Source organism: Methylovorus sp. SPW-M1, from assembly GCF_053848825.1.
The window spans coordinates 2,314,608-2,340,316 of record NZ_CM132626.1; the positions used below are offsets into that span (position 1 = coordinate 2,314,608).

The following is a 25,709-nucleotide window of genomic DNA, read 5'->3' on the forward strand; positions in this document are numbered from 1 at the left end:
TGCTAGGGAGATGCAATTTATGCGCCTGCTAAAGCATGAGGGCGGATAAAATAGCGGCATTATATTTTGCCTTCGTGCATCGCTTATTTTTGGAGAGCTATCAGAATGAACATTGCCAACAATACCGCTGAGCTGGTGGGTAATACCCCGCTGGTACGCTTGAATCGTATCAGTGCCAATCTGCCCGCCACCATCGTCTGCAAACTGGAATACATGAATCCAGCCCATAGCGTGAAAGACCGCATTGCCGTAGCCATGATTGATGCCTTGCAGGCCGCTGGCAAACTCAAGGCAGACAGCATCGTGCTTGAACCAACCAGCGGCAATACGGGCATAGGCCTCGCCATGGTGTGTGCAGCGCGCGGCTTGCGCTGTGCATTTGTCATGCCGGAAACCATGAGCCGCGAGCGCAAACTGCTGCTGAAGGCGTATGGGGCAGAACTGATCCTGACCCCGGGTAGCGAAGGCATGCCTGGCGCCATACGCAAGGCAGAAGAACTGGCGGCGGCTGATTCCCGCTATGTGATCGCCCAGCAATTTTCTAACCCCGCCAACCCGGCCATACACCGCAGCACAACCGCTGAGGAAATCTGGCGCGATACCGATGGCAAGGTCGATATTTTTGTGTCTGGTGTGGGCACCGGCGGCACCATTACGGGTGTTGGCGAGGTGTTGAAGGCCCGCAACCCTGCCATACAGGTGGTTGCTGTAGAACCCGATGCCAGCCCGGTATTATCCGGAGGCGCTCGCGGTCCGCATCCGATTCAGGGCATAGGTGCAGGCTTTATTCCCGAGATTTTGAATACGGCGATTTATGATGAAATCGTCCGTGTAAAGAATGATGATGCCATGGATATCGCACGCCGCATGGCAACGGAAGAAGGCTTGCTGGTCGGCATATCCTCCGGCGCAGCCGTATCGGCCGCATTGCAATTGGCCGCCCGCCCGGAAAACAAGGACAAACTGATTGTGGTGATTATTCCATCCTTTGGCGAACGCTATTTGTCGACGCCGCTTTATAGCCACCTGGATGTGTAATGGCGAGTAAAAAGCATCGCAAATCGCGCCTGAAAAAAGCCGGGGCAGCCCCCGGCACCCTGGTCTATATCGGGGACATCAAAACCCAGCAACCCGCCATTCATATTCTGGAATATGGAGCGGAGAGCCTGCATGAAAAGCAGCTCACCCAGACTGAGCTCGCGCATTACCAGCGGCCGCCTTCGTGCAAGTTATGGCTGAATGTCTATGGTTTGCACGAAACCAGCCTGATCGCTGAATTGGGTAAATGTTTCGGACTACACCCGCTGGTCATGGAGGATATCCTCAACACCAATCAGCGCCCAAAAGTGGAAAGCTATGGCGATTACCTCTATATCGTCTTGCATCATGTGGCCTACGACTCGGTATCTGACCAGCTGCAAACCGAACAAATCAGCATCATCCTCGGACGCGACTATGTACTGACCTTTCAGGAGCGCCCTACCGGTTGCTTCGAGCCAGTGCGCGAGCGCCTGCGCAATGGCCGCGTACACATCCGCGAGGCGGGGACGGATTATCTGGCATATGCCTTGCTGGATGCCGCCGTGGACCAGTATTTCAGTACCCTGGAAAAACTGGGGGATGAATGCGAGGAGCTGGAGGAGCAATTGCTGCACGCCCCCAACAATCAGCATTTGCTCCAGTTGCACAAACTCAAGGGCCAGAGTATGGAATTGCGCCGCAGCATCTGGCCATTGCGTGAAGCCGTCAACCAGCTGGTGCGTAATGACGACAAGTTTTTTGACGTGGAAAATGTCGTCTTCCTGCGCGATGTGTATGACCACACCATCCACTTGATCGAATCGCTGGAAGCGATACGGGATCAGTTAGGCAGTATGCTGGATATTTACATGTCGAGCATCAGCAACCGGGTCAACATGGAAGTGCGGGCGCTGACGGTCGTCACCATGCTCTTCATGCCGGCTACCTTGATCACCGGGATATTCGGCATGAACTTTGACAGCATGCCGTGGCTTAAAAACCCCAATGGTTTCTGGTGGACGCTGTGCGTCATGGCCTTTGTCGCTTCTTCCATGGGGCTTTTATTCTGGCGCCGCCAATGGCTAAGCCGACATTAGGACTGGCAGCTCTGCCCAGGCTTTATCAGTTGCGAATCTTTTCAGGGAATTTGGCGCGAATCTTAGCGACCTTGGGGGCTGCAACCAGCATGCAATAGGGTTGTTCCTGATGTTGCTCATAGTATTGCTGATGGTAATCTTCCGCGGCATAAAACACGGCGGCATCATTAACTTCGGTGACGATAGGCGAGGCAAACACATGCAGCTGATTGAGCTCGGCAATCATTTGTTCGGCGGTAGATCGCTGTGCTGCATTCTGGCAGAAAATCGCCGAACGGTACTGGGTGCCAATATCATTTCCCTGCCGGTTTGGCGTCGTCGGATCATGCGATAAAAAGAAGATTTCCAGCAATTCGTAAAAGCTGATCCGCGCAGGATCGAAGCTGATACGGATGGCTTCCGCATGCCCCGTATCCCCGCGGCACACCTGTTTGTAGTCCGGCTGCAATGTATGCCCGCCCGTGTATCCGGAGACGACTTTCTCAACGCCATCCAGCTGTGAAAACACAGGCTCAAGGCACCAGAAACAACCGCCCGCCAATACTGCTACATCCAACTCTTTTACCATGGCGCATCCTGTCAGTTATCGCAAACGAAAAAATCGCTGCTATCAATTACTACCGAATTAGTGGGCTTGATCGTATGATAGTTCTGTTTTACACGAAGATCGGGTTTCAGATTCAGCTTTTGTATGCCTTAAAAGGAATTACATGCGTCGAATTGCGGTATTCAATCAAAAAGGAGGCGTAGGAAAAACAACCTCCGTGCTTAATCTTGCAGCCGCCATGCTCAGTCAGAAACAATCGCCGTTATTGATCGACATGGACCCCCAATGCCATCTCACGGAAATCCTGAGCGACGGCCTTCCCAGTTCGCAGCGCAGTTTATTTGGCTTTTACCAGAACAATACACCGCTTGATGAGCTCACTACGCCATGGAATGACGCTGGCTTGTTAATTCCCGGACATCGGGAATTGGTGAAGGTCGATAGTATTTTTGGCAAGGGTCCCACTATCCTTAATCGCCTGCGATCAGGACTGGATACGCTGGAGAAGAAGATCAATCTTGACTGCATATTACTGGATTGCTGCCCTTATCTGGGCGTACTTTCATTGAATGCGGTATTTGCAGCAGACTTGATTATCGTGCCGATTGCTTCCGATTTTTTATCTCTGCAAGGGGCCCAGAAAGTTGAGAAGACATTGAAGGCGCTGGAGAATGTGCTTAAACGTCGAGTGCCTCGGCGTTATTTGCTGACTTGTTACGATAGACGGAGAAGCATGACGTTCGAAGTTGAAAAGCTCGCGCGGCAATATTTCGCTCACGAGCTATGCCAGACAGTTATTTCGGAAAATGTGGCGGTCGCAGAAAGCCCCCAGGCCAAACAGGATATTTTCAGCTACAGCCCTCAGGCGAAGGGCGCCCACGACTATATGGCACTACTGCAGGAGCTCAGCAAGATTGAGCTGAGCGAAGAGCTTGATCCTGCTGTTCATGTGGATTTAACCAAGAGGTCCAGTATATCTTCGTAATTGGAAGTCGGCGCTTTGCCACCGGATAACACCCGACAATCCAGAATTTCACAGTGCGTGTACATTTTTTGCAGTTTTAGGCGGGCCTCCGTCTCGTCTCGGCCGAATATCTGCAAATTGTCTACCACCACACCATTTCTACTTCGTATCTGGTATACGTATTTCGCTGCAACCCTGCTTTCCATTGCCCCGCCCCCTTGTTATACCTCAGCAATAGCATCCCCATGACAAAGCATGGCGGAGCTTCTGCCCATGCTTCATCGCGTTGCTATATTGCTTGTCGATAATCCTAATACGGCAATCCCTGAATAAACTTTATCCGGATAGTACGTTCCAAACTGAACATTCGTCATCCACCTACTGTTTTGAGGAAAGTATGCGCACAATAAAAGAAGGATCCCCTTTCCCCCGGGGCGCAACATACGATGGAAAAGGTACTAACTTTGCATTATTTTCTGATAATGCCACAGGTGTGACCTTGTGCCTGTTTTCCGCAGATGGCAAAGAAGTTGAACGAATAGACCTCACGGAATGCACCAACGGGGTTTGGTATGTTTATATTCCAGACATCCAGCCAGGCCAGTTGTATGGTTACCGGGTTCATGGCCCTTGGGATCCTGTTCAAGGGCAGCGTTTCAATAGCAACAAATTATTGCTCGATCCTTATGCGAGAAAGCTTTCCGGGGATATCCAGTGGGATGATGCCCTGTATGGCTACCAGCTCAGTCCATCCAAAGATGCGGACCTCCGCATGGATGATCGCGACAGCGCGGCCTTTATGCCCAAAGCGATCGTGGTGGATCCTGCGCCGCTGACCAAATCAAACAAACCACAAGTCAAATGGCCCAAAACCATTATCTACGAGGCCCATGTCAAAGGGCTGACCATGAAGCATCCCCTCATACCGGATGATATTCGTGGAAGCTTTGCAGCCCTTTCAGACCCTGCCTTGATTGACCATATGCATCGCATCGGCATTACTTCATTGGAGTTGTTGCCGATACACGCCTTTGCTCAGGACAGGCATCTGATTGAGCGTAATCTTAGAAATTATTGGGGATATAACACTCTGGCCTTCTTTGCCCCAGAGACCGATTACCTGCATAGCGGAGATCTCGAAGAAATAGCCACGACTGTGGATCGTTTACATGAAGCCGGCATTGAGTTGATTCTGGATGTTGTTTACAACCATACATGTGAAGGCAATCATCTGGGGCCTACCTTATCCTGGAAAGGCATAGACAATCTAAGTTATTACCGATCCCTGCCTGGTGAACCGCGCTATTACGACAACCTGACCGGGTGCGGGAATGCCTTGAATACCTCCCACCCGAAAGTATTGCAGATGGTCATGGATAGTCTGCGGATGTGGACGACGGTGTATGGCGTTGATGGGTTCCGATTTGACCTGGCCTTAACCCTGGGCCGCGAGGACACTGGTTTTACAGCCCGCCACCCTTTTTTCCATACCATATTGCAAGACCCCATATTGTCCCGCTGCAAGCTCATCGCAGAACCTTGGGATGTCGGCCCGGGTGGCTATCAACTAGGTGAGTTTCCACCTGGATTCTCGGAATGGAATGGCGACTATCGTGATGTGACTCGTGATTTCTGGAAAGGGGATGAAGGCTGTTTAGCCAAATTCGCAGGCCGATTTGCTGCATCGAGTGATTTGTTCGACGCCCAGCATCGTCGTCCGTGGTCCAGTGTGAATTTCGTAACCGCCCATGATGGATTCACATTGCACGATCTTGTTTCCTATAACGAAAAACATAACGAGGCGAATGGCGAAGATAATAACGACGGTGCCAATGACAATAGAAGCTGGAATTGTGGTGTAGAAGGTGAAACTGAAGATGTCGAGATTAATGCGTTGCGTTTGCAGCAAAAGAAAAATTTCCTTATCACATTATTTCTTTCGCAAGGCGTCCCCATGCTGTTAGCGGGGGATGAATTACACAACAGCCAGGGCGGTAACAACAATACCTACTGTCAGGATAGTGAAATTGGATGGATAGACTGGCAAAACCCTGACAAAACCTTGATCGAACTTGTCGGATTACTGGCCCAGATACGCCGTGAAAATAATGCGATCTCCAGGGCAGAGTTTTTAACCGGCGTGAACAAACACGGGAATGCCGATGTGGCATGGTACAACGTCAACGGTCAGCTAATGACCAACGAGCAATGGGAAGACCCCTTCAATAAATCGCTTATCGTGAAACTCATGGCTGTCGACAAGCACCAGGCTAGCATACTGGTGATATTCAATGCCTCGCACATTGAAATAGAAGCCACAATCCCGGAATGCGAAATCAAGCAATGGCAATTCCTGGTGAGCTCATCGGGTGAAGGCAAAGAGGTAAAACAAAAGGATAGTTTAGTAATACCAGCACGCTCGATTCATGTGTACAAAACTGCATCAAGCTAAATACACAGCTTGGTTTGCATGATGAGCAGAGTACATTTAGAGCTCAGGACAGCATGGTCGCTGTCCTGAGGAGTGCTCTAGCAATATGGATTTCAAGTACCACAAAAGCAAAAAGCCTCTGCATCAGCAGAGGCTTTTTTAATGGGAAGCTTGGCGGTGACCTACTTTCGCATACGAGAAGTATACTATCATTGGCGCAGAATCGTTTCACGGCCCTGTTCGAGATGGGAAGGGGTGGTTCCAATTCGCTATGGCCGCCAAGCATAACCGGTAGTGCTTGAGATGGTGCATTCAAGCCCTGTTAAGCTTTGCATGTTCGTTCGAACACGCTGACCTTGTCCTTGCAGACAAGCGTCTTTAAAAAACAGAAGAAGTAAAGTATGCGTATTGATTGCGCTTTAGAGCAACCTTGAACTCAAGTTTCAAGGTTATAGGATCAAGCCTCACGAGCAATTAGTAACGGTCAGCTTAATGCATTACTGCACTTCCACATCCGTCCTATCAACGTCCTGGTCTCGAACGACTCTTTAGTGTGCTTAAAGCACAGGGAAGTCTCATCTTGAGGCAAGTTTCACGCTTAGATGCTTTCAGCGTTTATCTCTTCCGGATTTAGCTACCCGGCTATGCCATTGGCATGACAACCGGTCCACCAGAGATCCGTCCACTCCGGTCCTCTCGTACTAGGAGCAGCCCCCCTCAAACTTCCAACGCCCACGGCAGATAGGGACCAAACTGTCTCACGACGTTTTAAACCCAGCTCACGTACCACTTTAAATGGCGAACAGCCATACCCTTGGGACCGGCTACAGCCCCAGGATGTGATGAGCCGACATCGAGGTGCCAAACTCCCCCGTCGATATGAACTCTTGGGAGGAATCAGCCTGTTATCCCCAGAGTACCTTTTATCCGTTGAGCGATGGCCCTTCCATACAGAACCACCGGATCACTATGACCTGCTTTCGCACCTGCTCGACCTGTCCGTCTCGCAGTCAAGCAACCTTATGCCATTGCACTATCAGTACGATTTCCGACCGTACCTAGGTTACCTTCGCACTCCTCCGTTACTCTTTGGGAGGAGACCGCCCCAGTCAAACTGCCCACCATACACGGTCCCCGATCCAGATAATGGACCTAGGTTAGAACCTCAACAACATCAGGGTGGTATTTCAAGGTTGACTCCACAAGAACTGGCGTCCCTGCTTCAAAGTCTCCCACCTATCCTACACAAATCTTGTCAAAGTCCAATGTAAAGCTACAGTAAAGGTTCATGGGGTCTTTCCGTCTAGCCGCGGGTAGATTGCATCTTCACAAACATTTCAACTTCGCTGAGTCCCGAGAGGAGACAGTGTGGCCATCGTTACGCCATTCGTGCGGGTCGGAACTTACCCGACAAGGAATTTCGCTACCTTAGGACCGTTATAGTTACGGCCGCCGTTTACCGGGGCTTCAATCAAGAGCTTGCACCCCATCATTTAACCTTCCGGCACCGGGCAGGCGTCACACCGTATACGTCCACTTTCGTGTTTGCACAGTGCTGTGTTTTTATTAAACAGTCGCAGCCACCTTTTCACTGCAACCCCATCGGCCTTCGAGAGTAAATCTCTACAACCTACCGGGGCGCACCTTCTCCCGAAGTTACGGTGCTAATTTGCCGAGTTCCTTCTCCCGGGTTCTCTCAAGCGCCTTAGAATTCTCATCCTGCCCACCTGTGTCGGTTTGCGGTACGGTCTCAATATAACTGAAGCTTAGTGGCTTTTCTTGGAAGCTTGGTATCAATCACTTCGTGCACAAGTGCACTCGTCGTCACGCCTCAGAATTGACCCTCCGGATTTGCCTAAAGGATCTCCCTACACGCTTAAACCACCTATTCCAACAGATGGCTGACCTAACCTTCTCCGTCCCCACATCGCATTACATTGAGGTACAGGAATATTAACCTGTTTCCCATCAGCTACGCATCTCTGCCTCACCTTAGGGGCCGACTCACCCTGCGCCGATGAACGTTGCGCAGGAAACCTTGGGCTTTCGGCGAGGGAGCTTTTCACTCCCTTTATCGCTACTCATGTCAGCATTCGCACTTCTGATACCTCCAGCATTCCTCACAGAACACCTTCGCAGGCCTACAGAACGCTCTCCTACCATGCATATAAATATGCATCCGCAGCTTCGGTTACGTGCTTAGCCCCGTTACATCTTCCGCGCGGGACGACTCGACCAGTGAGCTATTACGCTTTCTTTAAAGGATGGCTGCTTCTAAGCCAACCTCCTGGCTGTCTGTGCCTTCCCACTTCGTTTTCCACTTAGCACGTCATTAGGGACCTTAGCTGGCGGTCTGGGTTGTTTCCCTCTTGACCACGGACGTTAGCACCCATGGTCTGTCTCCCGTGATTGCACTTCTCGGTATTCGGAGTTTGCAATGGTTTGGTAAGCTCTTATGAGCCCCCTAGCCATAACAGTGCTCTACCCCCAAGAGTGAGACACGAGGCACTACCTAAATAGTTTTCGGAGAGAACCAGCTATTTCCAAGTTTGTTTAGCCTTTCACCCCTATCCACAGCTCATCCCCTAATTTTTCAACATTAGTGGGTTCGGACCTCCAGTACCTGTTACGGCACCTTCATCCTGGCCATGGATAGATCACTTGGTTTCGGGTCTACACCCAGCAACTATCGCCCTATTCGGACTCGCTTTCGCTACGCCTCCCCTATCGGTTAAGCTTGCTACTGAATGTAAGTCGCTGACCCATTATACAAAAGGTACGCAGTCACCCCTTACGAGGCTCCCACTGTTTGTATGCATGCGGTTTCAGGTTCTATTTCACTCCCCTCCCGGGGTTCTTTTCGCCTTTCCCTCACGGTACTGGTTCACTATCGGTCGATTACGAGTATTTAGCCTTGGAGGATGGTCCCCCCATGTTCAGACAGGATTTCACGTGTCCCGCCCTACTTGTCGTTACCCTAGTTCCACAAACGGGATTTCGTATACGGGGCTATCACCCGCTATGGCCGGACTTTCCATTCCGTTCTACTATCGCGTCTGCTAAAAATAACAGGCTTTTCCGGGTTCGCTCGCCACTACTTCCGGAATCTCGGTTGATTTCTTTTCCTCGAGCTACTTAGATGTTTCAGTTCACTCGGTTCGCTTCGCTTCTCCTATATATTCAGAGAGCGATACCCTTGCGGGTGGGTTTCCCCATTCGGACATTCCCGGATCAAAGCTTATTTGCCAGCTCCCCGAGACTTTTCGCAGGCTACCACGTCCTTCATCGCCTGTAATCGCCAAGGCATCCACCACATGCACTTATTCGCTTGACCCTATAACGTTAAAACCTGAGCCCTTTTAAACTCAAATCTCGCGACCAACGAGTAGTAGTCGGTCCGCTATAGGCTTGCTTCTAAAGCAACTTATTTGAATCCGCTTATTTCTTTCGAACTAAACGAGCTCAAATGTTTTGATTTCTGCAATCAATTACCCATTTGAACACTCAGAACCTCATCACAAAGTTCCTGTGTTCTCTTTACTTCTTCCATTTTGTTAAAGATCAATCCGGCTTTAAAAGCCAGAAATAAATACAGCAACCTGCACTTATTTCTAACTTCTTCATCAAGGTAGTGGTGGAGGATGACGGGATCGAACCGACGACCCCCTGCTTGCAAAGCAGGTGCTCTCCCAGCTGAGCTAATCCCCCTACTCGGGTGAATCTGGTGGGTCTGGTTGGGCTCGAACCAACGACCCCCGCCTTATCAAGACGGTGCTCTAACCAGCTGAGCTACAGACCCTTCTAAGGCCATTCCTTGATGTGCTCTTGAACAACCGATAAGTGTGAATGCTTGCAGCTTCGGATTTTCTCTAGAAAGGAGGTGATCCAGCCGCACCTTCCGATACGGCTACCTTGTTACGACTTCACCCCAGTCATGAATCCTACCGTGGTAATCGTCCCCCTTGCGGTTAGACTAACTACTTCTGGTAGAACCCACTCCCATGGTGTGACGGGCGGTGTGTACAAGGCCCGGGAACGTATTCACCGCGACATGCTGATCCGCGATTACTAGCGATTCCGACTTCATGCAGTCGAGTTGCAGACTGCAATCCGGACTACGATCGGCTTTCTGGGATTGGCTCCCCCTCGCGGGTTGGCAACCCTCTGTACCGACCATTGTATTACGTGTGAAGCCCTGGCCATAAGGGCCATGAGGACTTGACGTCATCCCCACCTTCCTCCGGTTTGTCACCGGCAGTCCCAATAAAGTGCCCAACTAAATGATGGCAATTATTGGCAAGGGTTGCGCTCGTTGCGGGACTTAACCCAACATCTCACGACACGAGCTGACGACAGCCATGCAGCACCTGTGTCTACTTTCCCTTTCGGGCACCTAATGCATCTCTGCTTCGTTAGTAGCATGTCAAGGCCAGGTAAGGTTTTTCGCGTTGCATCGAATTAATCCACATAATCCACCGCTTGTGCGGGCCCCCGTCAATTCCTTTGAGTTTTAATCTTGCGACCGTACTCCCCAGGCGGTCTACTTCACGCGTTAGCTGCGTTACTAATGGATTTTACTCCACCAACAACTAGTAGACATCGTTTAGGGCGTGGACTACCAGGGTATCTAATCCTGTTTGCTCCCCACGCTTTCGAGCATGAGCGTCAGTATTAGGCCAGGGGGCTGCCTTCGCCATTGGTATTCCTCCACATCTCTACGCATTTCACTGCTACACGTGGAATTCTACCCCCCTCTCCCATACTCTAGCCTTGCAGTTTCAAACGCAGTTCCCAGGTTGAGCCCGGGGCTTTCACATCTGACTTACAAAACCGCCTGCGCTCGCTTTACGCCCAGTAATTCCGATTAACGCTCGCACCCTACGTATTACCGCGGCTGCTGGCACGTAGTTAGCCGGTGCTTCTTATCAAGGTACCGTCATCCTCACCCGGTATTAGCGAGTAAGTTTTCTTTCCTTGCGAAAGAGCTTTACAACCCGAAGGCCTTCTTCACTCACGCGGCATGGCTGGATCAGGCTTGCGCCCATTGTCCAAAATTCCCCACTGCTGCCTCCCGTAGGAGTCTGGACCGTGTCTCAGTTCCAGTGTGGCTGGTCGTCCTCTCAGACCAGCTACTGATCGTCGCCTTGGTGGGCCTTTACCCCACCAACTAGCTAATCAGATATCGGCCGCTCGTTCTGCGTAAGGTCCGAAGATCCCCTACTTTCCCCCTCAGGGCGTATGCGGTATTAGCTAATCTTTCGACTAGTTATCCCCCACAATACGGTACGTTCCGATATATTACTCACCCGTTCGCCACTCGTCAGCAGAGAAGCAAGCTTCTCTCTGTTACCGTTCGACTTGCATGTGTAAAGCATGCCGCCAGCGTTCAATCTGAGCCAGGATCAAACTCTTCAGTTTAATTCCCAACTATTACTTGTGACCCCAATAAAGGGGTCGGTATGTCGCTTGGCTTAATTCTCAAATGAATCTAGGTATTTCTACAAAGTTTCATTCAAGGTGTTAAGCACTTATGTATCTTGAGTGTCACCCGGCATTACCGGGCCGACTTCACAAAACCACAAGCACTCACACCTATCGATTGTTCAGTTTGTTAAAGAGCAGGCACTTCTTACTTCGCTTTCACTCATCAACGTTTCCGTTGAGAGGTGCGCATTATACAGCGCTTAAACGTTTCGTCAACAACTAAATTCAGACTCGTTTATTTGGTTGCGGGGACAGGATTTGAACCTGTGACCTTCGGGTTATGAGCCCGACGAGCTGCCAGACTGCTCCACCCCGCGTCCGCTTCGTCGCTTCGTTATGTACGTTGCGTCGAGAGGTGAGACTATAGCAAAGCAGAAACGACACTGTCAACGCTCTTTTGAGGTTTTCCACTAAACCCCCGTCTCCCCTGAAGCGGCGCCAGATGCCATTTCCTTAATAATCAAGGAGATCAATTGCTCTTTGCCCAATACGCGGTTTTAGGGATTTTTTAGCCAGCCGCCGCGTCTTTCAACATCATCCGGACTCTGAGCAGATCTGCCGGGGTATCTACCCCGGCAGCGGGGGCATGCGCAGTCTCGGCAACACTGATCTTATAGCCATGCCAAAGCGCCCTCAGCTGCTCTAGCATTTCAGTTTTCTCCAAGGAACAGGCTTCAAGAAGACTATATGCATTAAGGAAACTCACCTTATATGCATATATACCTATATGCCGGTATGCCACTATCGCCTCTGGTGAAGACTCGCTCTGGAAAGCATCGCGAGCATAAGGAATAGGAGCGCGGCTGAAATAAAGCGCGTGCCCATCCTTATCGGTCACTACTTTGACTACGTTGGGATTGAATATCTGCTCACGATCATGGATGGCATGACATGCCGTTGCCATGGCCGCTTCTGGATGATCGCGCAGGTTGGTCGCGACTTCTTTAATCAATAGCGGATCGATCAGCGGCTCATCGCCCTGCACGTTGACGACTATCGTGTCATCACTCCATCCAAAATGTGCCGCCACCTCCGCAATACGATCCGTTCCGGAGGGATGATCCTCTCGCGTCATGATGGCCTGATATCCATAAGACTGCACCGCTTGCAGGATATCGGCATGATCCGTCGCCACAATCACCTGCTCAGCGCCACTCTGCAGGGCGCGCTCAACAACCCAGATCACCATCGGCTTGCCGGCGATGTCGAGCAATGGCTTTGCGGGCAGACGGGAGCTGGCATACCGGGCGGGGATGACGACATTGAATTTCATATTCAGACTTCTTCCGTGCCCGCCAGGCGCCGTGCTTCCTCTTCAAGCATGACGGGAATGCCATCACGTATGGGATAGGCCAGACGACAAGGCTTGCAAACAAGCTCTTGTGCTTCTTTTTTAAATACCAGAGGGCCCTTGCATACGGGGCACACCAGGATGTCGAGTAATTTTGCATCCATATCAAACTCCTAATTTACTGAGAACATGTGGCAGAAATGCAGGCGAAAGCTCGGCTTCGACAGGCATCACCCACCAGTTGGGTTGCGCAAAGACGGCACACTTCACGGCATCTTTCTCGGTCATGATGACGGGAACATCCTCACCAAATGCCAGTTGCGAAGCCTCAAAGGCATGATGATCGGGAAACGAGTGCTCAATCACTTCAAGCCCGGCGCTTTTCAATTGAGTAAAAAAACGCTGGGGATTGCCGATACCGGCCACAGCGTGAACAGCCTGACCTTCAAACACCTTTAGCGCACATGTGGATGCAGGTGATTTGAGGTTATACAGTTCATGATTGACCAGTTGCATATAAAAGCCAGCCTCATCGCCATTGGCACCATTCATCACCACGGCATCCACCTCGGACAAGCGCGCCACCGGCTCGCGCAACGGGCCGGCCGGCAATAATCGACGATTGCCAAACAGGCGGGCTGCATCCACCACCGCAATTTCAATATCGCGCTGCAATGCATAATGCTGCAGGCCATCATCACTGACGATCACATTGCACTCCGGAGAATTCGCCAGCGCAGCCTGCGCCACTTTGGCACGCTCGCGTCCAATCCAGACTGGGACCTGCGTGCGTTGCGCCATCAGCAGGGGCTCATCTCCCACAATCGCCGGATCACTGTCAGGCTGGACCTGCCTGATATCGACAACATCGGCGTAGGCGGCATAGCCGCGGCTTACGATCAAAGGGTGAAAACCCGCTGCTTGCAATTGCTTGACCAGCCAGATGACGAGAGGCGTTTTTCCTGTCCCGCCCACACTGATGTTGCCGACCACGATCACGGGCACGGGCAGGCGAAATGAAGGGAGAAGGCTATATTGATAGGCCAGCCGCCGGAGACTGCTTAAAGCAGCAAAAAGCCAGGATAAAGGAATCAGCAGCAGATGCCAGACGCCGGTACGTGTCCATTGTTGCTGGATAAAGGTAGCCAATTTCGCCTTCATCGGGCTCAGGCCTCGCTTACACAGTACAACTTAGTGAAACTGCTTTTGATACAGCTTGGCATAATAGCCTTCCTGCGCCAGCAAGGATTGATGATTACCGCTTTCGACAATCCGGCCATGATCCATCACCAGAATGCGATCTGCATTTTCAATAGTGGACAGACGGTGGGCAATCACAATGGTGGTCCGATTGCGCATCAGTTCGTCCAGGGCCGCCTGCACATGCTGTTCGGATTCCGTATCGAGTGCAGAGGTCGCCTCATCCAGCAACAGAATTGGGGCGTCCTTCAAAATCGCACGGGCAATCGCAAGGCGCTGGCGCTGACCGCCAGACAGGCGAACACCGCGGTCGCCAATCTCACTTTGCAGGCCCTCGGGCAATTGCTGGATGAACTCCCATGCATGCGCCGCCTTGGCTGCGGCGATGACATCCGCCTCCGACGCATTACGCAACACACCGTAAGCAATATTATTGAACACGGTGTCATTAAACAGAATGACATCCTGGCTCACCAGTGAGAATTGCGCGCGCAAATTATGCAAACTCATCTCCCGGGTATCCAGACCATCCAGCAGCAACTCGCCCTGCTGATACTCATAAAAGCGCGGCAGCAAATTCACTAACGACGTCTTGCCGCCACCAGAACGACCCACCAGGGCCAGTTTTTCACCGGGGTTTACCGTGAAGTTGAGATCACTCAAGGCGGCGCGTTTGGCATTCTCATAATGCAATTCCAGATGACGAAACTCGATCAAGCCGCGCGCGCGCCCAATTTCACGCGTGCCTGTATCTACCTCTACCGGCGAATCAATCAAGGCAAACACACTTTCCGCGGCCGCAAGTCCGGTCTGGATATCCTCATTCATGCCGGTCAGGCTTTTAATAGGCGCGATCAGCATCAACAAGGCGCCAATAAAGGCAGCAAACTCGCCCGCGGTAAAATTGCCAATGGCATAGTAAACCACCAGCCCCAGCGCCAAGCCCGCCAGCACCTCAATCACCATACTATTAAGACTGGACAGGCGCGCCATCTTGATCAAGGTATAGCGGTTGCGCCCGGCCACTTTGGCAAACCGCTGAAACTCGTAATCGGCACCGCCAAAAATCTTGACTACGCGCTGACCGGACACAGCCTCCTCAATCACCTGCGTCAAATCGCCCATGGACTCCTGCACCACACGGCTCGCCTGACGCAGCTTGGGCGTCATGATCTTCAGGTAAAACACCATCAATGGCACCACGATGACGAAAATCATCGTCAGCTTCCAGTCGAGGTAGAGCATGTAGCCCACCATGCCGATAATGGTCAGGGTATCCCGCACCGCCGCCACCGCCACATTGGTCGATGCCTTGGCAATCTGCTCAGTATCGTAGGTCAGCTTGGAGGTCACCATCCCGGCTGAATTCGCATCAAAATAACTGACCGGGAATGCCATCAATCGGCGAAATGCATCCAGACGCAAACTTTCGACCACGCGGCGCGAGACCCAGCGCATGCCAAATGCAGAGACAAACCCGGCAAACGCGCGCAAGGCCAGCAGCCCGAACAGCATCAAGGGCAACAATGCCAGCTTGGTGCTGTCGCGCTGGACAAAGCCCTCATCCGTCACCATCTTGATGGTTGCCAGAAAACCGGTATTCGTCGCTGACAGCACGACCAGGCCCAGAATGGTGAGCGACATGGCCACCCAGAATTTACGGGTATAGCCGAGCAATCGCAGATAAAGGATTCTGGCGTTATGCTCGGAAGCAACCGGGGCTCGGCGGGAGGATTTTTTGGACATAAATCTCAGGGACTGTTAAAAGGTTTGCCCGCCAAATGGCGGGCAAACCAGGATAGTGGAGTTACCCGAACAGGTAAACGTGCGTCAGAATCAGGAGCCAGACTTTACCTGTGTAGCAAAGTTGATATGGGTATAGTTTTCCTGCCGCGCGGCTTCCATGACATTCACCACAGACTGGTGCGTGCTGTTGGCATCGGCATTGATCACAATGGTTGGCTCCTTGCCGTTACCGACGGCCTGCCGCAATGCGATGCCAAGACCAGCCACGCTGGTATCGCTCACCGGCTTGTCATTCACCACATAATGCCCGCTGGCATCAACACCTACATTCACGATCAGCGGCTTTTGCTCTGGCGGCGTTGCCTCTGCAGTAGGCAGGTTGATCTGCAACTCACTCACGCGCGAGAACGTCGTGCTGACGACCAGAAAGATAATAATGACCAGCAACACGTCGATCAACGGCACCAGATTCATTTCCAGATCTTCGTGCTTTTTTCCGCGTTGAAAATTCATGGTGTCTGCTCGCTTATTTACGTTCGCCGTGGATGAGTTCCACCAGCTTGACGGCTTGCTGTTCCATTTCCACAATCAGGCCATCTACCTTGCCGCGGAAATAGCGGTAGAAAATCATCGCGGGTACCGCCACGACAATACCACCTGCCGTGTTATACAGCGCGACGGAAATACCACGGGCAAACTGAGCCACATCATGGCCAGTCGCGGTAAAGGCACCAAAGAGTTCGACCATCCCGATCACCGTACCCAGCAGACCCAGCAGCGGGCTGACAGTGGCGATGGTACCCAGTGTAGTGAGGTATTTTTCCAGCTTGTGCGCCACGGCACGGCCGGACTCTTCAATCGCTTCTTTCATGACTTCGCGAGAAGAATCCACATTGGCCAGGGCACTGGCGAAAATCTGCCCCAGCAGGGAATGTTGTTGCAACTTGATCAAGGTTTCCTTGTTAACACCCCCCTGGCCCAGCCAACGCTGCACTTCCGGCAACAGGTTGCTAGGTGCAATCAATTCGGCACGCAATGCCCACAAACGCTCAACAATAATCGCAACAGCAATGATAGAAGCGATAATCAGCGGCCAAATCGGCCAGCCGGCCGCTAGAATAATTTCCCACACAGTGAGGCTCCAAAGGATGATCAAAAGTGGCAATACTTTAGCGTGCGAGCCGGTTTTCAGCAAGCAAACTTACAACTGGCAAGCGCTTCGCCAAACGCAGGAATGACAAAGCCGGACAAGGTGTCCGGCTTTCAGATAAAGGCATGATGTCTATGCCAAAACTTCCTCAGGCGCGCAAGGGCTCCACCAGTTTGAGTTTGCTGGCCGCCTTTACACGATCAATTACCCCCAGCACATCCAGCACGCGGCAACAGTAAGCCACCTCATTGTCATGCATCAGCGTCAGGCCCAGTTGTCGCCCATGGCTCACGGTGAGATGCCGCATTTGCAGGATGGCGGAAAACTCCGTGCCGAGATAATCGATGCTGGCGCGCTGATGTCCCCAGGCGCCGTAATCACATTGAACAATGCCATTAAGATCGCCCCTGGCATATTTTTCAAACAACTCAATACATTCATCGCGCGAGGTGTCGCGGGTCAGCGTCGCGGTTATATCGATAATAGACACGATTTCAGTCGGCACACGATATGACAGGGAGTCCAGCTTGCCTTCAAGCTCCGGCAAGGCCAGCACGGTAGAAGCGGCGACATTGGTACTGGTTGGCAGAATGGAAGCCGCGCAGGCACGGCCCAGATGCGAAGTGGGGTGATATCCGTCCAGCGCGCGCTGATCGGACAGCGCTGGGTGTATGGTAATGACTCTGGCATACTCAATGCCTATATGCTTTTGCAGCACATAGGCCACAGGCGCCAGCGCATTGCCAGTACAGGTATTGGAGGCAATGATGTCGTGCTGCAGGGGATCATACTGTTCGTGGTTGACGCCGTAGACCATGCTCATATCACAGCCGGCGATATTGGCCGTGCACACCACTTTTCGCGCCACCTTGCGCTCGATAACGGCACGCAAATCGGCAATGGATGCCGTGCCGGTCGCATCGATAAAGACATCGAGATCAAACTCACGCAGTGCGGCAAAGCTGTCTTCGGTGGGGCGGCGGCGGCGATCAACGCGCTCGTAACGAATACGCTTGTCGCCAAGAATCAGATCGTTGCCTTGAAAATCCAGGGTAAATGGCGGTTTGCCATAGGTGGTGTCGTGCGCGAGCAGATAAGCCACCTGATCGATGGGCATCACATCACATACGACCTTGATATCGAAACGCCCCTCGGCCAATGCAGCGTGGTTCGCTCGTAAAATACCGCGGCCTATGCGGCCCAGTCCTGCAATGCCAACGCGCAAGGGTGTCATATCAAGCTACTCCGTCTCGATTTTTGTTTATTTTTTCGTTGCCACCATGCATTACTGCGTATCCCCATGCATGCGTACCCTGTCTTATAGATACTTCGGCAGCACCGAGCCAAACTTTACGATGAATCCGCATGTTTGTGGAGAAAAAAGCGATAGGTATTACTTATGAGACAAGGACTGTATACAGGCGCGCTTAATCACGCGCATACCAATAGCGCATGGATTGCTGTCGCCAGCGATGCACGGCGATTCCCTCGACCGACAAAAAGTCGAGCAGGATGGCGCCATCGCGATCTGACCGATAATCCTGCGCGCCCAGTCCATGGTAGCGCGCCATTACCTCGGCCTTGGGGTGCCCAAATCGATTGCGATAGCCGACGGCATACAAGGCAATCGCGGGATGCACGGCCGCCACAAATGCAGGCGTAGACGAGGTGCGGCTGCCATGATGCGGCACCAGCAAGGCATCTGCGACCACACGGTCACCCGCCGCATCCAGCAGGCGAGCCTCTGCGCTTTTTTCAATATCGCCAGCCAGCAATATGCTGCCGTAGCGGCTGCTTATCTTCAGTACGCAACTGCGGTTGTTATCCTGCAGATCCACCTGTTCCATGCTGGTCACATCCGGATACAGCATTTCAAATACCACGCCATCCCATTGCCAGCGCTGGCCCGTCTGGCAGGCTCTGTGCTGTTTGACTTGCAGCGGAACCGCCTCGGCAGGCAAGGAGCTCAGCATCCACTGCGGGGACAACACATCCGCCACAGCCTGCAATCCGCCGCTATGATCATTGTCATTGTGGCTCACGACCAGCCCATCCAGCCGGACGATGCCCTCTCCACGCAAATACGGCAGGATAACGCGCCGCCCAGCATCGCTTTCCGCGGAGTAACGCGGCCCGGTATCGTAAAGCAAGGTATGCCGGGCGGTATGAACCACCACTGCCATACCTTGCCCCACATCCAGCATCACCACGCGCATGGCCCCATCCGGCAGCGGCTCCGGGCGGATCAGCAGCATGGGCAGCAGGCCCATCCACCCCAGCCAACGCAATGGAAATCCTCTTGGCAACAGCATCCAGAAAATACCCGCCATGGCGGGCAATAGCGACCACGCAGGGGGCGCCTGCTGCTGCCATACTGCCCATGGCGATACGGCGAGCCAATGCATGGCCTGGGTAACAAACTGCATCAAGGCATGCGCCAGCCAAAGCAGACTATCAATCGGCAACAAGGTACCGGCCAGGGCCAGGGGCACCACGCCCAGGCTAACCACCGGAATGGCGATGGCATTTGCCAGCGGCGACACCAGCGATACTTGCTGAAACAGCAAGAGCAAAAGGGGTAACAAGCCGAGCGTCACCGCCCACTGGGCATGCACCGCCTGGCGCCATTTGGCCAGCATGCCGATACGATATGCTCCGGCAAACGCCATCACCGCCACTGCACCGAATGATAACCAGAAACCCGGTGCCATCACCGCCCAGGGGTCGATCAGCACCACGACCAGCAAGGCACACGCCAGTACCCTTGCAATGCCGAATCGCCGCCCCAGCCACAAGGCAATGGCAAACACCGTCAACATGTACAAGGTACGCTGGGTGGGCACCGAAAACCCGGCCACCAGCGAGTAAAGCAACGCCACCAGCCAGCCCAGGATGATACCTGCCTTGCGTGCTGGCAGCAGCAGATTCAGCCGGTAGCTGCGGCGCCAGCCCGCATACACGGCCCAATACGCCAGACTGGCCAGCATAGTGATATGCAAACCGGAAATACTGATCAAATGGTTCACACCACTGCGCAAGAACACATCCCAATCTGCAGTGGTGATGCCGCTATCATCACCCGTCACCAGCGCCTGCAATAATGGCATGGCGGGCCTTCCGGGCAAGACCTGGGCGATGCGTGCATTCAGGTGCTCACGCACCCGCTCCACCACATAGGCCGGGCGCCATACCATATCGTCCAGGCGCCGATATTCGCTGCGGGTGCGGATATAGCCGAATGCCTGCAGATCGTTTTCCAGTGCCCAGCGTTCAAAATCAAAGCCATGCGGATTCACACTGCCATGCGGACGCTTGAGCCGGACAGTCAATTGCCAGCGCTCACCGGCGTGTATTTGCGGTATGGCGGCCTGCTTCTCCGCTGGCGATGCGCTCTCTCCTGTACCGGAATCTCGTGAGCCAAAGGCATTGTGTCGATAAAGATTCAGCGAGATGCGATTTGGCACTCTGGCGGCTGGCGTTAATACCTGCTCAACATCAAATGCAAAGCTCACGCCACGTTCGCGCTGCTCGGGCAAGCTAGCGACCACCCCCACCACCGCAATATCACGGCCCTCCCATTCCGGGGACAAGGCATCGGCCAAGCGCGCCTGCGCCAGCCATGCGGCCCAGGCAAAACCGCATACGGCGGCAAGCAGGCATAGAACCACCTGCCGAATATGCGCAGGCAAATACCAGCAAAGAGCTGTCAGAAATATAAGTAAAAGGCCGACCGGCCAAAGTAGAGGGAGCGAAGGGAGTTGTTGCAGTACCCAGGCGCCAGCAGTAAACGCGAGCGCCTGGGTAATCATGTCAGGGCAGGGTCAAACGGAAACAGACGAGGAATGATCAGCACCGGTGCTGATCAGCTGACCATCCTGCAAGCGGTATTGGCGCTGCATCTTGGCGGCAAGTTCGAGATCATGCGTGACCACCACCAGGCTGACGCCTTGCCGCGCATTCAGCTCCAGCAAAAGATCAAACACCGCGTTGGCCGTATGTCTGTCCAGATTGCCCGTCGGTTCATCCGCCAGTATGCAACGCGGATTGGTCACCAGCGCCCGCGCTACCGCAGCGCGTTGCCGCTCGCCGCCGGAAAGCTCGCCCGGCATATGTTCCAGACGATGCGCCAGCCCGACCTGGGTAAGCGTTTCAGCAGCAGCTGCCAGCGCTTCTGCCCGTGGCATGCGGCGGATAAACAAGGGCATGGCGACGTTTTCCAGCGCGGTGAATTCGGGCAGCAGATGGTGAAACTGGTACACAAAGCCCAGGGCGTGGTTACGCAGCTCACCGCGGCGCGCCTCACTGAGGTCTGCCAGTTTTTCCCCCATCACCCGCACTTCGCCTGCGCTGGCGGCATCCAGCCCGCCGAGCAGATGCAGCAGCGTACTTTTGCCAGAACCGGAGGTGCCCACAATCGCCACCTGCTCGCCCTGTGTCACATGCAGATCAATACCGTTCAGTACCGCGACATCCAGCCCGGCATAGGTTTTGCGCAAGGCGCTACATGCAATCACTTCATTACTCATAACGCAAAGCCTCCGCCGGATTGATGCGCGCTGCGCGCCAGCTTGGGTAAAGCGTGGCCAGCAGACTTAATATAAAAGACATGACGGTAATCACCGCGACATCGCCCCACAGCAGGTGCGATGGCAACTCGCTGATGTAATACACGTCCTTGGCCAAAAACTGGATGCCCAAAGTACGTTCAATGAAGGGCACGATGGTTTCGATATTGAGCGCAATCCCCACGCCGAAAATCGCGCCAAAAACCGTGCCGATAACGCCGATCAGCGCGCCCTGCACGATGAATATCTGCATGATGCTGGAGGGGCTGGCACCAAAGGTACGCATGATGGCAATGTCGGCGCGCTTGTCGGTCACCGCCATCACCAGCGTGGAGACGATATTAAAGGCGGCCACCGCGACAATCAGCGCCAGAATAATGAACATGACGCGCTTTTCCATCTGCACGGCGCGGAAGAAATTGGCATGCTGCTCGGTCCAGTCGCTGATGTAATAATTGCCCTTACCTTGCAATTGCGCCACCAGTGCCGTGGTGACACGCGGCGCAGCAAACAGGTCATCCAGCTTGAGCCGGACGCCGGAGACATCGCTGCCCATGCGATAAAGCTTCGCGGCATCCGCCATGTGGATCAAGGCCAGGCCCGCATCGTATTCGTACATGCCAATCTGAAAAATACCTACCACGCGAAACTGCTTGATGCGCGGCACGATACCCGTCGGCGTGAACTGGCCTTGCGGCGCCAGCACCACGACCTTGTCGCCCAGTATCACCCCTAACGATTGCGCCAGCTCGGCTCCCAGCACAATGCCGAACTCGCCTTCCTTGAGATCGGTCAGCTTGCCTGCGCGCATATGGCGGCCCAGGTCCGCCACCCGATCCTCATCCACCGGCAGCACGCCACGCACAATCGCGCCCTGCACCGATTGCCCGTAGGAAAGCATGCCCTGCGCCATGATGTACGGCGCTACGGCCTGCACATGGGGCGCATGCTCCACCTCTTTGGCGAGGATAGGCCAGTCGGCCAGCTTATTATCGACGCCGCTGATCTGCATGTGCGAAGCTACGCCCAGAATGCGCGAGCGCAACTCCTCCTGAAAACCATTCATGACCGACAGCACGATAATCAGCGCAGCCACACCGAGGCCTATGCCTATCATACTGGTCATGGAAATGAAGGAGATGAAGTGATTGCGACGCTTGGCGCGTGTATAGCGCAGGCCGACGAAAATCTCGTACGGCAATGTAGTGAATTTAATAGCCATAGCGCCGAATTCTAGCAGGGAACAGGCGCCATTCTGCTAAAATTATGCAAGGCTGTGATCAGCATAAACAGCATGCCTTGCCCGTGTGGACCAATGCGCCCGGGCAGGCATAGCAAACCTTTACATTCTGGAGCCCTTACACTCTCATGTTTACCGGAATCATCCAAGCGGTAGGCCGTATCGAAAAAGTCGACACCCTCGGCAGCGATGTCAAGCTGACGATAGACGCCACCGCACTGAATCTTGGTGATGTTGCCATTGGCGACAGCATCTGCGTCAATGGCGTGTGCCTCACCGCCGTCAGCCTGAGTCCCAGCCATTTTCAGGCGCATGTCTCGCGCGAAACCCTCAACTGCACGGTCGGTCTGGATAACGTCAAACCCGTCAATCTGGAAAAAGCCCTGCGCTTTTCCGACCGTCTGGGCGGCCATATTGTCAGCGGCCATGTGGATGGCGTCGGCCAGGTCGTGCGGTTCGAGCCGGCGGGAGATTGCATGCTGCTGGCCGTGCGCGCGCCACATGCCATTTCGCGCTATATCGCCATCAAGGGTTCCATCACGATTGATGGGGTCAGCCTAACGGTCAACAGCGTGGATGGCGATGTGTTCAGCGTGAACCTGATTCCCCATACGATAGAAGTGACCGCGCTCAAGAGCCTGGGCGTGGGCAGCCGGGTGAACCTGGAGGTCGACATGATCGCCCGTTACGTAGAGCGCATGGCGCAATGGAAAACCGAAGGAGAAAGTGCGTGATCAGCCCGACCAAAGACATTATCGAGGACATTCGTCAGGGCCGCATGGTCATTCTAGTGGACGAGGAAGACCGCGAAAACGAAGGTGATCTGGTACTGGCCGCGCAATTCACCACGCCCGAGCACATCAACTTCATGGCCAAATATGGTCGCGGCCTGATCTGCCTGACCCTGACCGAAGACCGCTGCCAGCAGCTGGCACTGCCACCCATGGTGCAGAAAAATGGCGCGCCGCTGGGCACCGCCTTCACCGTGTCGATTGAAGCTGCCGAAGGTGTCACCACCGGCATTTCGGCCGCAGACCGCGCACGCACAGTGCAGGCTGCCGTTGCCCGCAACGCCAGTCCGGCCGACATCGTCAGCCCCGGGCACATCTTCCCACTCACGGCAGAAAATGGTGGCGTCCTGGTACGCGCCGGCCACACAGAAGCGGGTTGTGACCTTGCCGCCCTGGCGGGTCTGGAGCCGGCTGGCGTCATCTGCGAAATCCTCAAGGACGACGGCAGCATGGCCCGCCTGCCTGACCTGATTGAATTCGCGCGCGAACACCAGCTCAAAATCGGCACCATTGCCGACCTGATTCACTACCGTAGCCAGACCGAAAGCCTGGTACAGCGCAGCGCCGAGCGCACGGTGCAGACGCCTTACGGCCCGCTGCAACTGATTGCCTACACAGACCGCATCAATGACCAGACCCATCTGGCGCTGATCAAAGGCGCACCAGATGAATCGAAAGAAGTGCTGGTGCGCGTGCACGAGCCGCTGTCGGTATTCGACCTGCTCGACAGTTCCAGCTGCTCGCACTCCTGGAACACCCTGAAAGCCATGGAGACCATCAGCCAGGCCGAATGCGGCGTGATGATACTGCTGCGTGGCGACGAACACGGCAGTGATCTGGTCGACCGCATCCAGCGTGCGGATCAGTCCATCCGGCACAAGCAGGATCTGCGGAATTACGGCATAGGCTCGCAAATCCTGCTGGACCTGGGTGTACGCAAAATGCGATTGATGGCAGCCCCGCGCAAAATGCCGAGCATGACCGGCTTCGGGCTGGAAGTCGTTGGCTATCTGGAAGCTTCCCCGACCTGATATTTATGCGATAATTGGAACCGTGGAAAACGTCAATCTTACCAATCACTTTCTCATTGCCATGCCCGCCATGGCCGACCCCAATTTTGCCAAGTCGGTCACCTATATATGCGAGCACAATGCGGATGGTGCGCTGGGCATCGTGATCAACCGCCCGACCGAGATGACGCTGCAGGAACTGTTCAGCCAGATCAATCTGTCGCTGGACGATGCAGAGATGGCCGCCAGTGCCGTGCACTTTGGCGGGCCGGTACAGATAGACCGCGGCTTTGTGCTGCACCAGCCGCCCGGCGACTGGCAGTCCAGCATCTCCATCAATGGCAAGACGACGCTCACCACCTCGAAAGATGTGCTGGAAGCCGTCGCCAATGGCACGGGGCCAGAAAAAATCTTCATCTCGCTGGGCTATTCCGGCTGGGCTGCCGGGCAGCTGGAGCAGGAAATGGCGCAGAATGCCTGGTTATCCGTCCCTGCCGACGACACGGTATTGTTTGACCTGCCCAGTGAAAACAAACTCACCGCGGCCATGCAACTGCTGGGGCTTGATTTTGCCAAGCTTTCGGAAGAGGCCGGGCATGCCTGATATGGCCCCTACTTCTCTTCCTGCCTGAGCGCATGCAGACCGCCACCCCTCGCCTCAATACCATCAACAACGATCCCGCCAAGCAATTGCTGCTCACCTCAGAGGGAACGGCGCTGGCTTTTGACTTTGGCGAAAAACGCATAGGCGTGGCCGTAGGCGAACATCTGCTGGGCATCGCCCACCCGCTCACCACCATCGAAAGTGAAGCCAACGATGTGCGCTTTGCCGCCATTACCACGCTGATCAACGAGTGGCGCCCTACCGTGTTAATTGTCGGCCTGCCGCTATCGCTTGATGGCGAAGAGCATGCCACCAGCCTGCTGTGCCGCAAATTTGCGCGCCGGCTTGATGGCCGCTTTGGTTTGCCCGTGGTCATGATAGATGAGCGCCTGAGCTCGGCAAAAGCCAGCAGCTCGCTGAATGAAAGCGGCGTATATGGCCGCAAGCAGAAAGTCATGCTGGATCAGGTGGCCGCCCAACATATCTTGCAATCCTACTTTGACACATTGTCTTCCCTCTCCGTCGCGCAACCGCATGCGGGGAGCGAATGACACCATGAATAGAGCACA

General features: G+C 53.9%; 19 protein-coding genes, 3 tRNA genes and 3 rRNA genes. 8 read left to right on the plus strand and 17 right to left on the minus strand.

Features of this window, described 5'->3' with window-relative positions:
- The first annotated feature begins 105 nt into the window (after nt 1–105).
- Nucleotides 106–1,038: a cysteine synthase A gene (cysK, locus tag ACWWD9_RS10915; protein WP_159356120.1), complete on the plus strand. Its 933-nt coding sequence runs from the start codon at nt 106–108 to the stop codon at nt 1,036–1,038.
- Nucleotides 1,038–2,117: a magnesium/cobalt transporter CorA gene (gene corA, locus ACWWD9_RS10920; RefSeq protein ID WP_455867029.1), complete on the plus strand. Its 1,080-nt coding sequence runs from the start codon at nt 1,038–1,040 to the stop codon at nt 2,115–2,117. The genes cysK and corA overlap by 1 nt, the downstream gene beginning before the upstream one ends.
- Nucleotides 2,118–2,142: 25 nt before the next feature.
- Here the strand turns inward: corA and msrA are convergent, their stop codons facing one another.
- Nucleotides 2,143–2,685, minus strand: coding sequence for a peptide-methionine (S)-S-oxide reductase MsrA (msrA, locus tag ACWWD9_RS10925; protein WP_013441477.1), 543 nt, complete (start codon nt 2,683–2,685; stop codon nt 2,143–2,145).
- Nucleotides 2,686–2,827: 142 nt separating this feature from the next.
- Here msrA and ACWWD9_RS10930 point away from each other — a divergent pair, with 142 nt between their 5' ends.
- Both ACWWD9_RS10930 and glgX read left to right on the plus strand, forming a co-directional pair.
- The gene (locus tag ACWWD9_RS10930) at nt 2,828–3,649 is read left to right on the plus strand and encodes a ParA family protein (RefSeq protein ID WP_455867030.1); all 822 of its coding nucleotides are present in this window, start codon (nt 2,828–2,830) and stop codon (nt 3,647–3,649) included.
- 376 nt (nt 3,650–4,025) lie between these two features.
- On the plus strand, nt 4,026–6,080 hold the full coding sequence (gene glgX / locus ACWWD9_RS10935) for a glycogen debranching protein GlgX (protein ID WP_455867031.1): 2,055 nt from the start codon (nt 4,026–4,028) through the stop codon (nt 6,078–6,080).
- 148 nt (nt 6,081–6,228) lie between these two features.
- On the opposite strand, the gene rrf is transcribed toward glgX, so the two are convergent.
- From rrf to ACWWD9_RS11015, 16 genes are all read right to left on the minus strand, one after another.
- Nucleotides 6,229–6,342, minus strand: a 5S ribosomal RNA gene (rrf, locus tag ACWWD9_RS10940).
- Nucleotides 6,343–6,512: 170 nt separating this feature from the next.
- Nucleotides 6,513–9,393: ribosomal RNA gene (locus ACWWD9_RS10945) — 23S ribosomal RNA — on the minus strand.
- A gap of 298 nt (nt 9,394–9,691) precedes the next feature.
- A tRNA-Ala gene (locus ACWWD9_RS10950) sits at nt 9,692–9,767 on the minus strand.
- 14 nt (nt 9,768–9,781) lie between these two features.
- Nucleotides 9,782–9,858 (minus strand) — tRNA-Ile (locus ACWWD9_RS10955).
- A gap of 74 nt (nt 9,859–9,932) precedes the next feature.
- Nucleotides 9,933–11,477: ribosomal RNA gene (locus ACWWD9_RS10960) — 16S ribosomal RNA — on the minus strand.
- Together the 16S, 23S and 5S rRNA genes with 3 tRNA genes alongside form the textbook arrangement of a ribosomal RNA operon.
- 306 nt (nt 11,478–11,783) lie before the next feature.
- Nucleotides 11,784–11,860 (minus strand) — tRNA-Met (locus ACWWD9_RS10965).
- A 191-nt stretch (nt 11,861–12,051) separates the two neighbouring features.
- Entirely contained in the window at nt 12,052–12,816 is a 765-nt protein-coding gene (gene kdsB, locus ACWWD9_RS10970) for a 3-deoxy-manno-octulosonate cytidylyltransferase (protein ID WP_455867032.1), read from the minus strand.
- A 2-nt stretch (nt 12,817–12,818) separates the two neighbouring features.
- The gene (locus ACWWD9_RS10975) at nt 12,819–12,998 is read right to left on the minus strand and encodes a Trm112 family protein (protein WP_455867033.1); all 180 of its coding nucleotides are present in this window, start codon (nt 12,996–12,998) and stop codon (nt 12,819–12,821) included.
- A 1-nt stretch (nt 12,999) separates the two neighbouring features.
- Nucleotides 13,000–13,995 (minus strand): tetraacyldisaccharide 4'-kinase, encoded by a 996-nt coding sequence (gene lpxK, locus ACWWD9_RS10980; protein WP_455867034.1) that lies wholly within the window; start codon nt 13,993–13,995, stop codon nt 13,000–13,002.
- Between the two features lie 30 nt (nt 13,996–14,025).
- A complete protein-coding gene (msbA, locus tag ACWWD9_RS10985) occupies nt 14,026–15,780 on the minus strand; it encodes a lipid A export permease/ATP-binding protein MsbA (protein ID WP_455867035.1) in 1,755 nt (584 codons plus the stop codon).
- Between the two features lie 90 nt (nt 15,781–15,870).
- The gene (locus tag ACWWD9_RS10990; protein ID WP_015829500.1) at nt 15,871–16,293 is read right to left on the minus strand and encodes an ExbD/TolR family protein; all 423 of its coding nucleotides are present in this window, start codon (nt 16,291–16,293) and stop codon (nt 15,871–15,873) included.
- A 13-nt stretch (nt 16,294–16,306) separates the two neighbouring features.
- On the minus strand, nt 16,307–16,912 hold the full coding sequence (locus ACWWD9_RS10995) for a MotA/TolQ/ExbB proton channel family protein (protein WP_013441468.1): 606 nt from the start codon (nt 16,910–16,912) through the stop codon (nt 16,307–16,309).
- Between the two features lie 166 nt (nt 16,913–17,078).
- Complete coding sequence (locus tag ACWWD9_RS11000) at nt 17,079–18,164, minus strand: type I glyceraldehyde-3-phosphate dehydrogenase (protein ID WP_013441467.1); 1,086 nt, start codon at nt 18,162–18,164, stop codon at nt 17,079–17,081.
- A 193-nt stretch (nt 18,165–18,357) separates the two neighbouring features.
- Nucleotides 18,358–20,739, minus strand: a complete 2,382-nt coding sequence (locus tag ACWWD9_RS11005; RefSeq protein WP_455867036.1) for a DNA internalization-related competence protein ComEC/Rec2 — start codon at nt 20,737–20,739, stop codon at nt 18,358–18,360.
- A gap of 12 nt (nt 20,740–20,751) precedes the next feature.
- Complete coding sequence (gene lolD, locus ACWWD9_RS11010; RefSeq protein ID WP_013441465.1) at nt 20,752–21,456, minus strand: lipoprotein-releasing ABC transporter ATP-binding protein LolD; 705 nt, start codon at nt 21,454–21,456, stop codon at nt 20,752–20,754.
- Nucleotides 21,449–22,717, minus strand: coding sequence for a lipoprotein-releasing ABC transporter permease subunit (locus tag ACWWD9_RS11015; RefSeq protein ID WP_455867037.1), 1,269 nt, complete (start codon nt 22,715–22,717; stop codon nt 21,449–21,451). The genes lolD and ACWWD9_RS11015 overlap by 8 nt, the downstream gene beginning before the upstream one ends.
- 146 nt (nt 22,718–22,863) lie before the next feature.
- Here ACWWD9_RS11015 and ACWWD9_RS11020 point away from each other — a divergent pair, with 146 nt between their 5' ends.
- From ACWWD9_RS11020 to ruvX, 4 genes are read left to right on the plus strand one after another with little or no spacing between them, the layout of a single operon-like run.
- A complete protein-coding gene (locus ACWWD9_RS11020; RefSeq protein ID WP_015829496.1) occupies nt 22,864–23,469 on the plus strand; it encodes a riboflavin synthase in 606 nt (201 codons plus the stop codon).
- The gene (gene ribBA / locus ACWWD9_RS11025; protein WP_049757271.1) at nt 23,442–24,557 is read left to right on the plus strand and encodes a bifunctional 3,4-dihydroxy-2-butanone-4-phosphate synthase/GTP cyclohydrolase II; all 1,116 of its coding nucleotides are present in this window, start codon (nt 23,442–23,444) and stop codon (nt 24,555–24,557) included. The genes ACWWD9_RS11020 and ribBA overlap by 28 nt, the downstream gene beginning before the upstream one ends.
- Nucleotides 24,558–24,579: 22 nt before the next feature.
- Complete coding sequence (locus ACWWD9_RS11030; protein WP_013441461.1) at nt 24,580–25,140, plus strand: YqgE/AlgH family protein; 561 nt, start codon at nt 24,580–24,582, stop codon at nt 25,138–25,140.
- Between the two features lie 32 nt (nt 25,141–25,172).
- On the plus strand, nt 25,173–25,691 hold the full coding sequence (gene ruvX, locus ACWWD9_RS11035; RefSeq protein ID WP_455867038.1) for a Holliday junction resolvase RuvX: 519 nt from the start codon (nt 25,173–25,175) through the stop codon (nt 25,689–25,691).
- The last annotated feature ends 18 nt before the right edge of the window (nt 25,692–25,709 follow it).

What these genes read in the sequence shown, in the direction of transcription:
- ACWWD9_RS11015 (WP_455867037.1), bottom strand. Translation starts at nt 22,717, where the DNA reads ATGGCTATTAAATTCACTACATTGCCGTACGAGATTTTCGTCGGCCTG.
- glgX (WP_455867031.1), top strand. Translation starts at nt 4,026, where the DNA reads ATGCGCACAATAAAAGAAGGATCCCCTTTCCCCCGGGGCGCAACATAC.
- ACWWD9_RS11020 (WP_015829496.1), top strand. Translation starts at nt 22,864, where the DNA reads ATGTTTACCGGAATCATCCAAGCGGTAGGCCGTATCGAAAAAGTCGAC.
- cysK (WP_159356120.1), top strand. Translation starts at nt 106, where the DNA reads ATGAACATTGCCAACAATACCGCTGAGCTGGTGGGTAATACCCCGCTG.
- ACWWD9_RS10930 (WP_455867030.1), top strand. Translation starts at nt 2,828, where the DNA reads ATGCGTCGAATTGCGGTATTCAATCAAAAAGGAGGCGTAGGAAAAACA.
- kdsB (WP_455867032.1), bottom strand. Translation starts at nt 12,816, where the DNA reads ATGAAATTCAATGTCGTCATCCCCGCCCGGTATGCCAGCTCCCGTCTG.
- ribBA (WP_049757271.1), top strand. Translation starts at nt 23,442, where the DNA reads ATGGAAAACCGAAGGAGAAAGTGCGTGATCAGCCCGACCAAAGACATT.
- ACWWD9_RS10990 (WP_015829500.1), bottom strand. Translation starts at nt 16,293, where the DNA reads ATGAATTTTCAACGCGGAAAAAAGCACGAAGATCTGGAAATGAATCTG.
- corA (WP_455867029.1), top strand. Translation starts at nt 1,038, where the DNA reads ATGGCGAGTAAAAAGCATCGCAAATCGCGCCTGAAAAAAGCCGGGGCA.
- ACWWD9_RS10975 (WP_455867033.1), bottom strand. Translation starts at nt 12,998, where the DNA reads ATGGATGCAAAATTACTCGACATCCTGGTGTGCCCCGTATGCAAGGGC.
- ACWWD9_RS11000 (WP_013441467.1), bottom strand. Translation starts at nt 18,164, where the DNA reads ATGACACCCTTGCGCGTTGGCATTGCAGGACTGGGCCGCATAGGCCGC.
- msbA (WP_455867035.1), bottom strand. Translation starts at nt 15,780, where the DNA reads ATGTCCAAAAAATCCTCCCGCCGAGCCCCGGTTGCTTCCGAGCATAAC.
- lpxK (WP_455867034.1), bottom strand. Translation starts at nt 13,995, where the DNA reads ATGAAGGCGAAATTGGCTACCTTTATCCAGCAACAATGGACACGTACC.
- lolD (WP_013441465.1), bottom strand. Translation starts at nt 21,456, where the DNA reads ATGAGTAATGAAGTGATTGCATGTAGCGCCTTGCGCAAAACCTATGCC.
- ruvX (WP_455867038.1), top strand. Translation starts at nt 25,173, where the DNA reads ATGCAGACCGCCACCCCTCGCCTCAATACCATCAACAACGATCCCGCC.
- ACWWD9_RS11005 (WP_455867036.1), bottom strand. Translation starts at nt 20,739, where the DNA reads ATGATTACCCAGGCGCTCGCGTTTACTGCTGGCGCCTGGGTACTGCAA.
- msrA (WP_013441477.1), bottom strand. Translation starts at nt 2,685, where the DNA reads ATGGTAAAAGAGTTGGATGTAGCAGTATTGGCGGGCGGTTGTTTCTGG.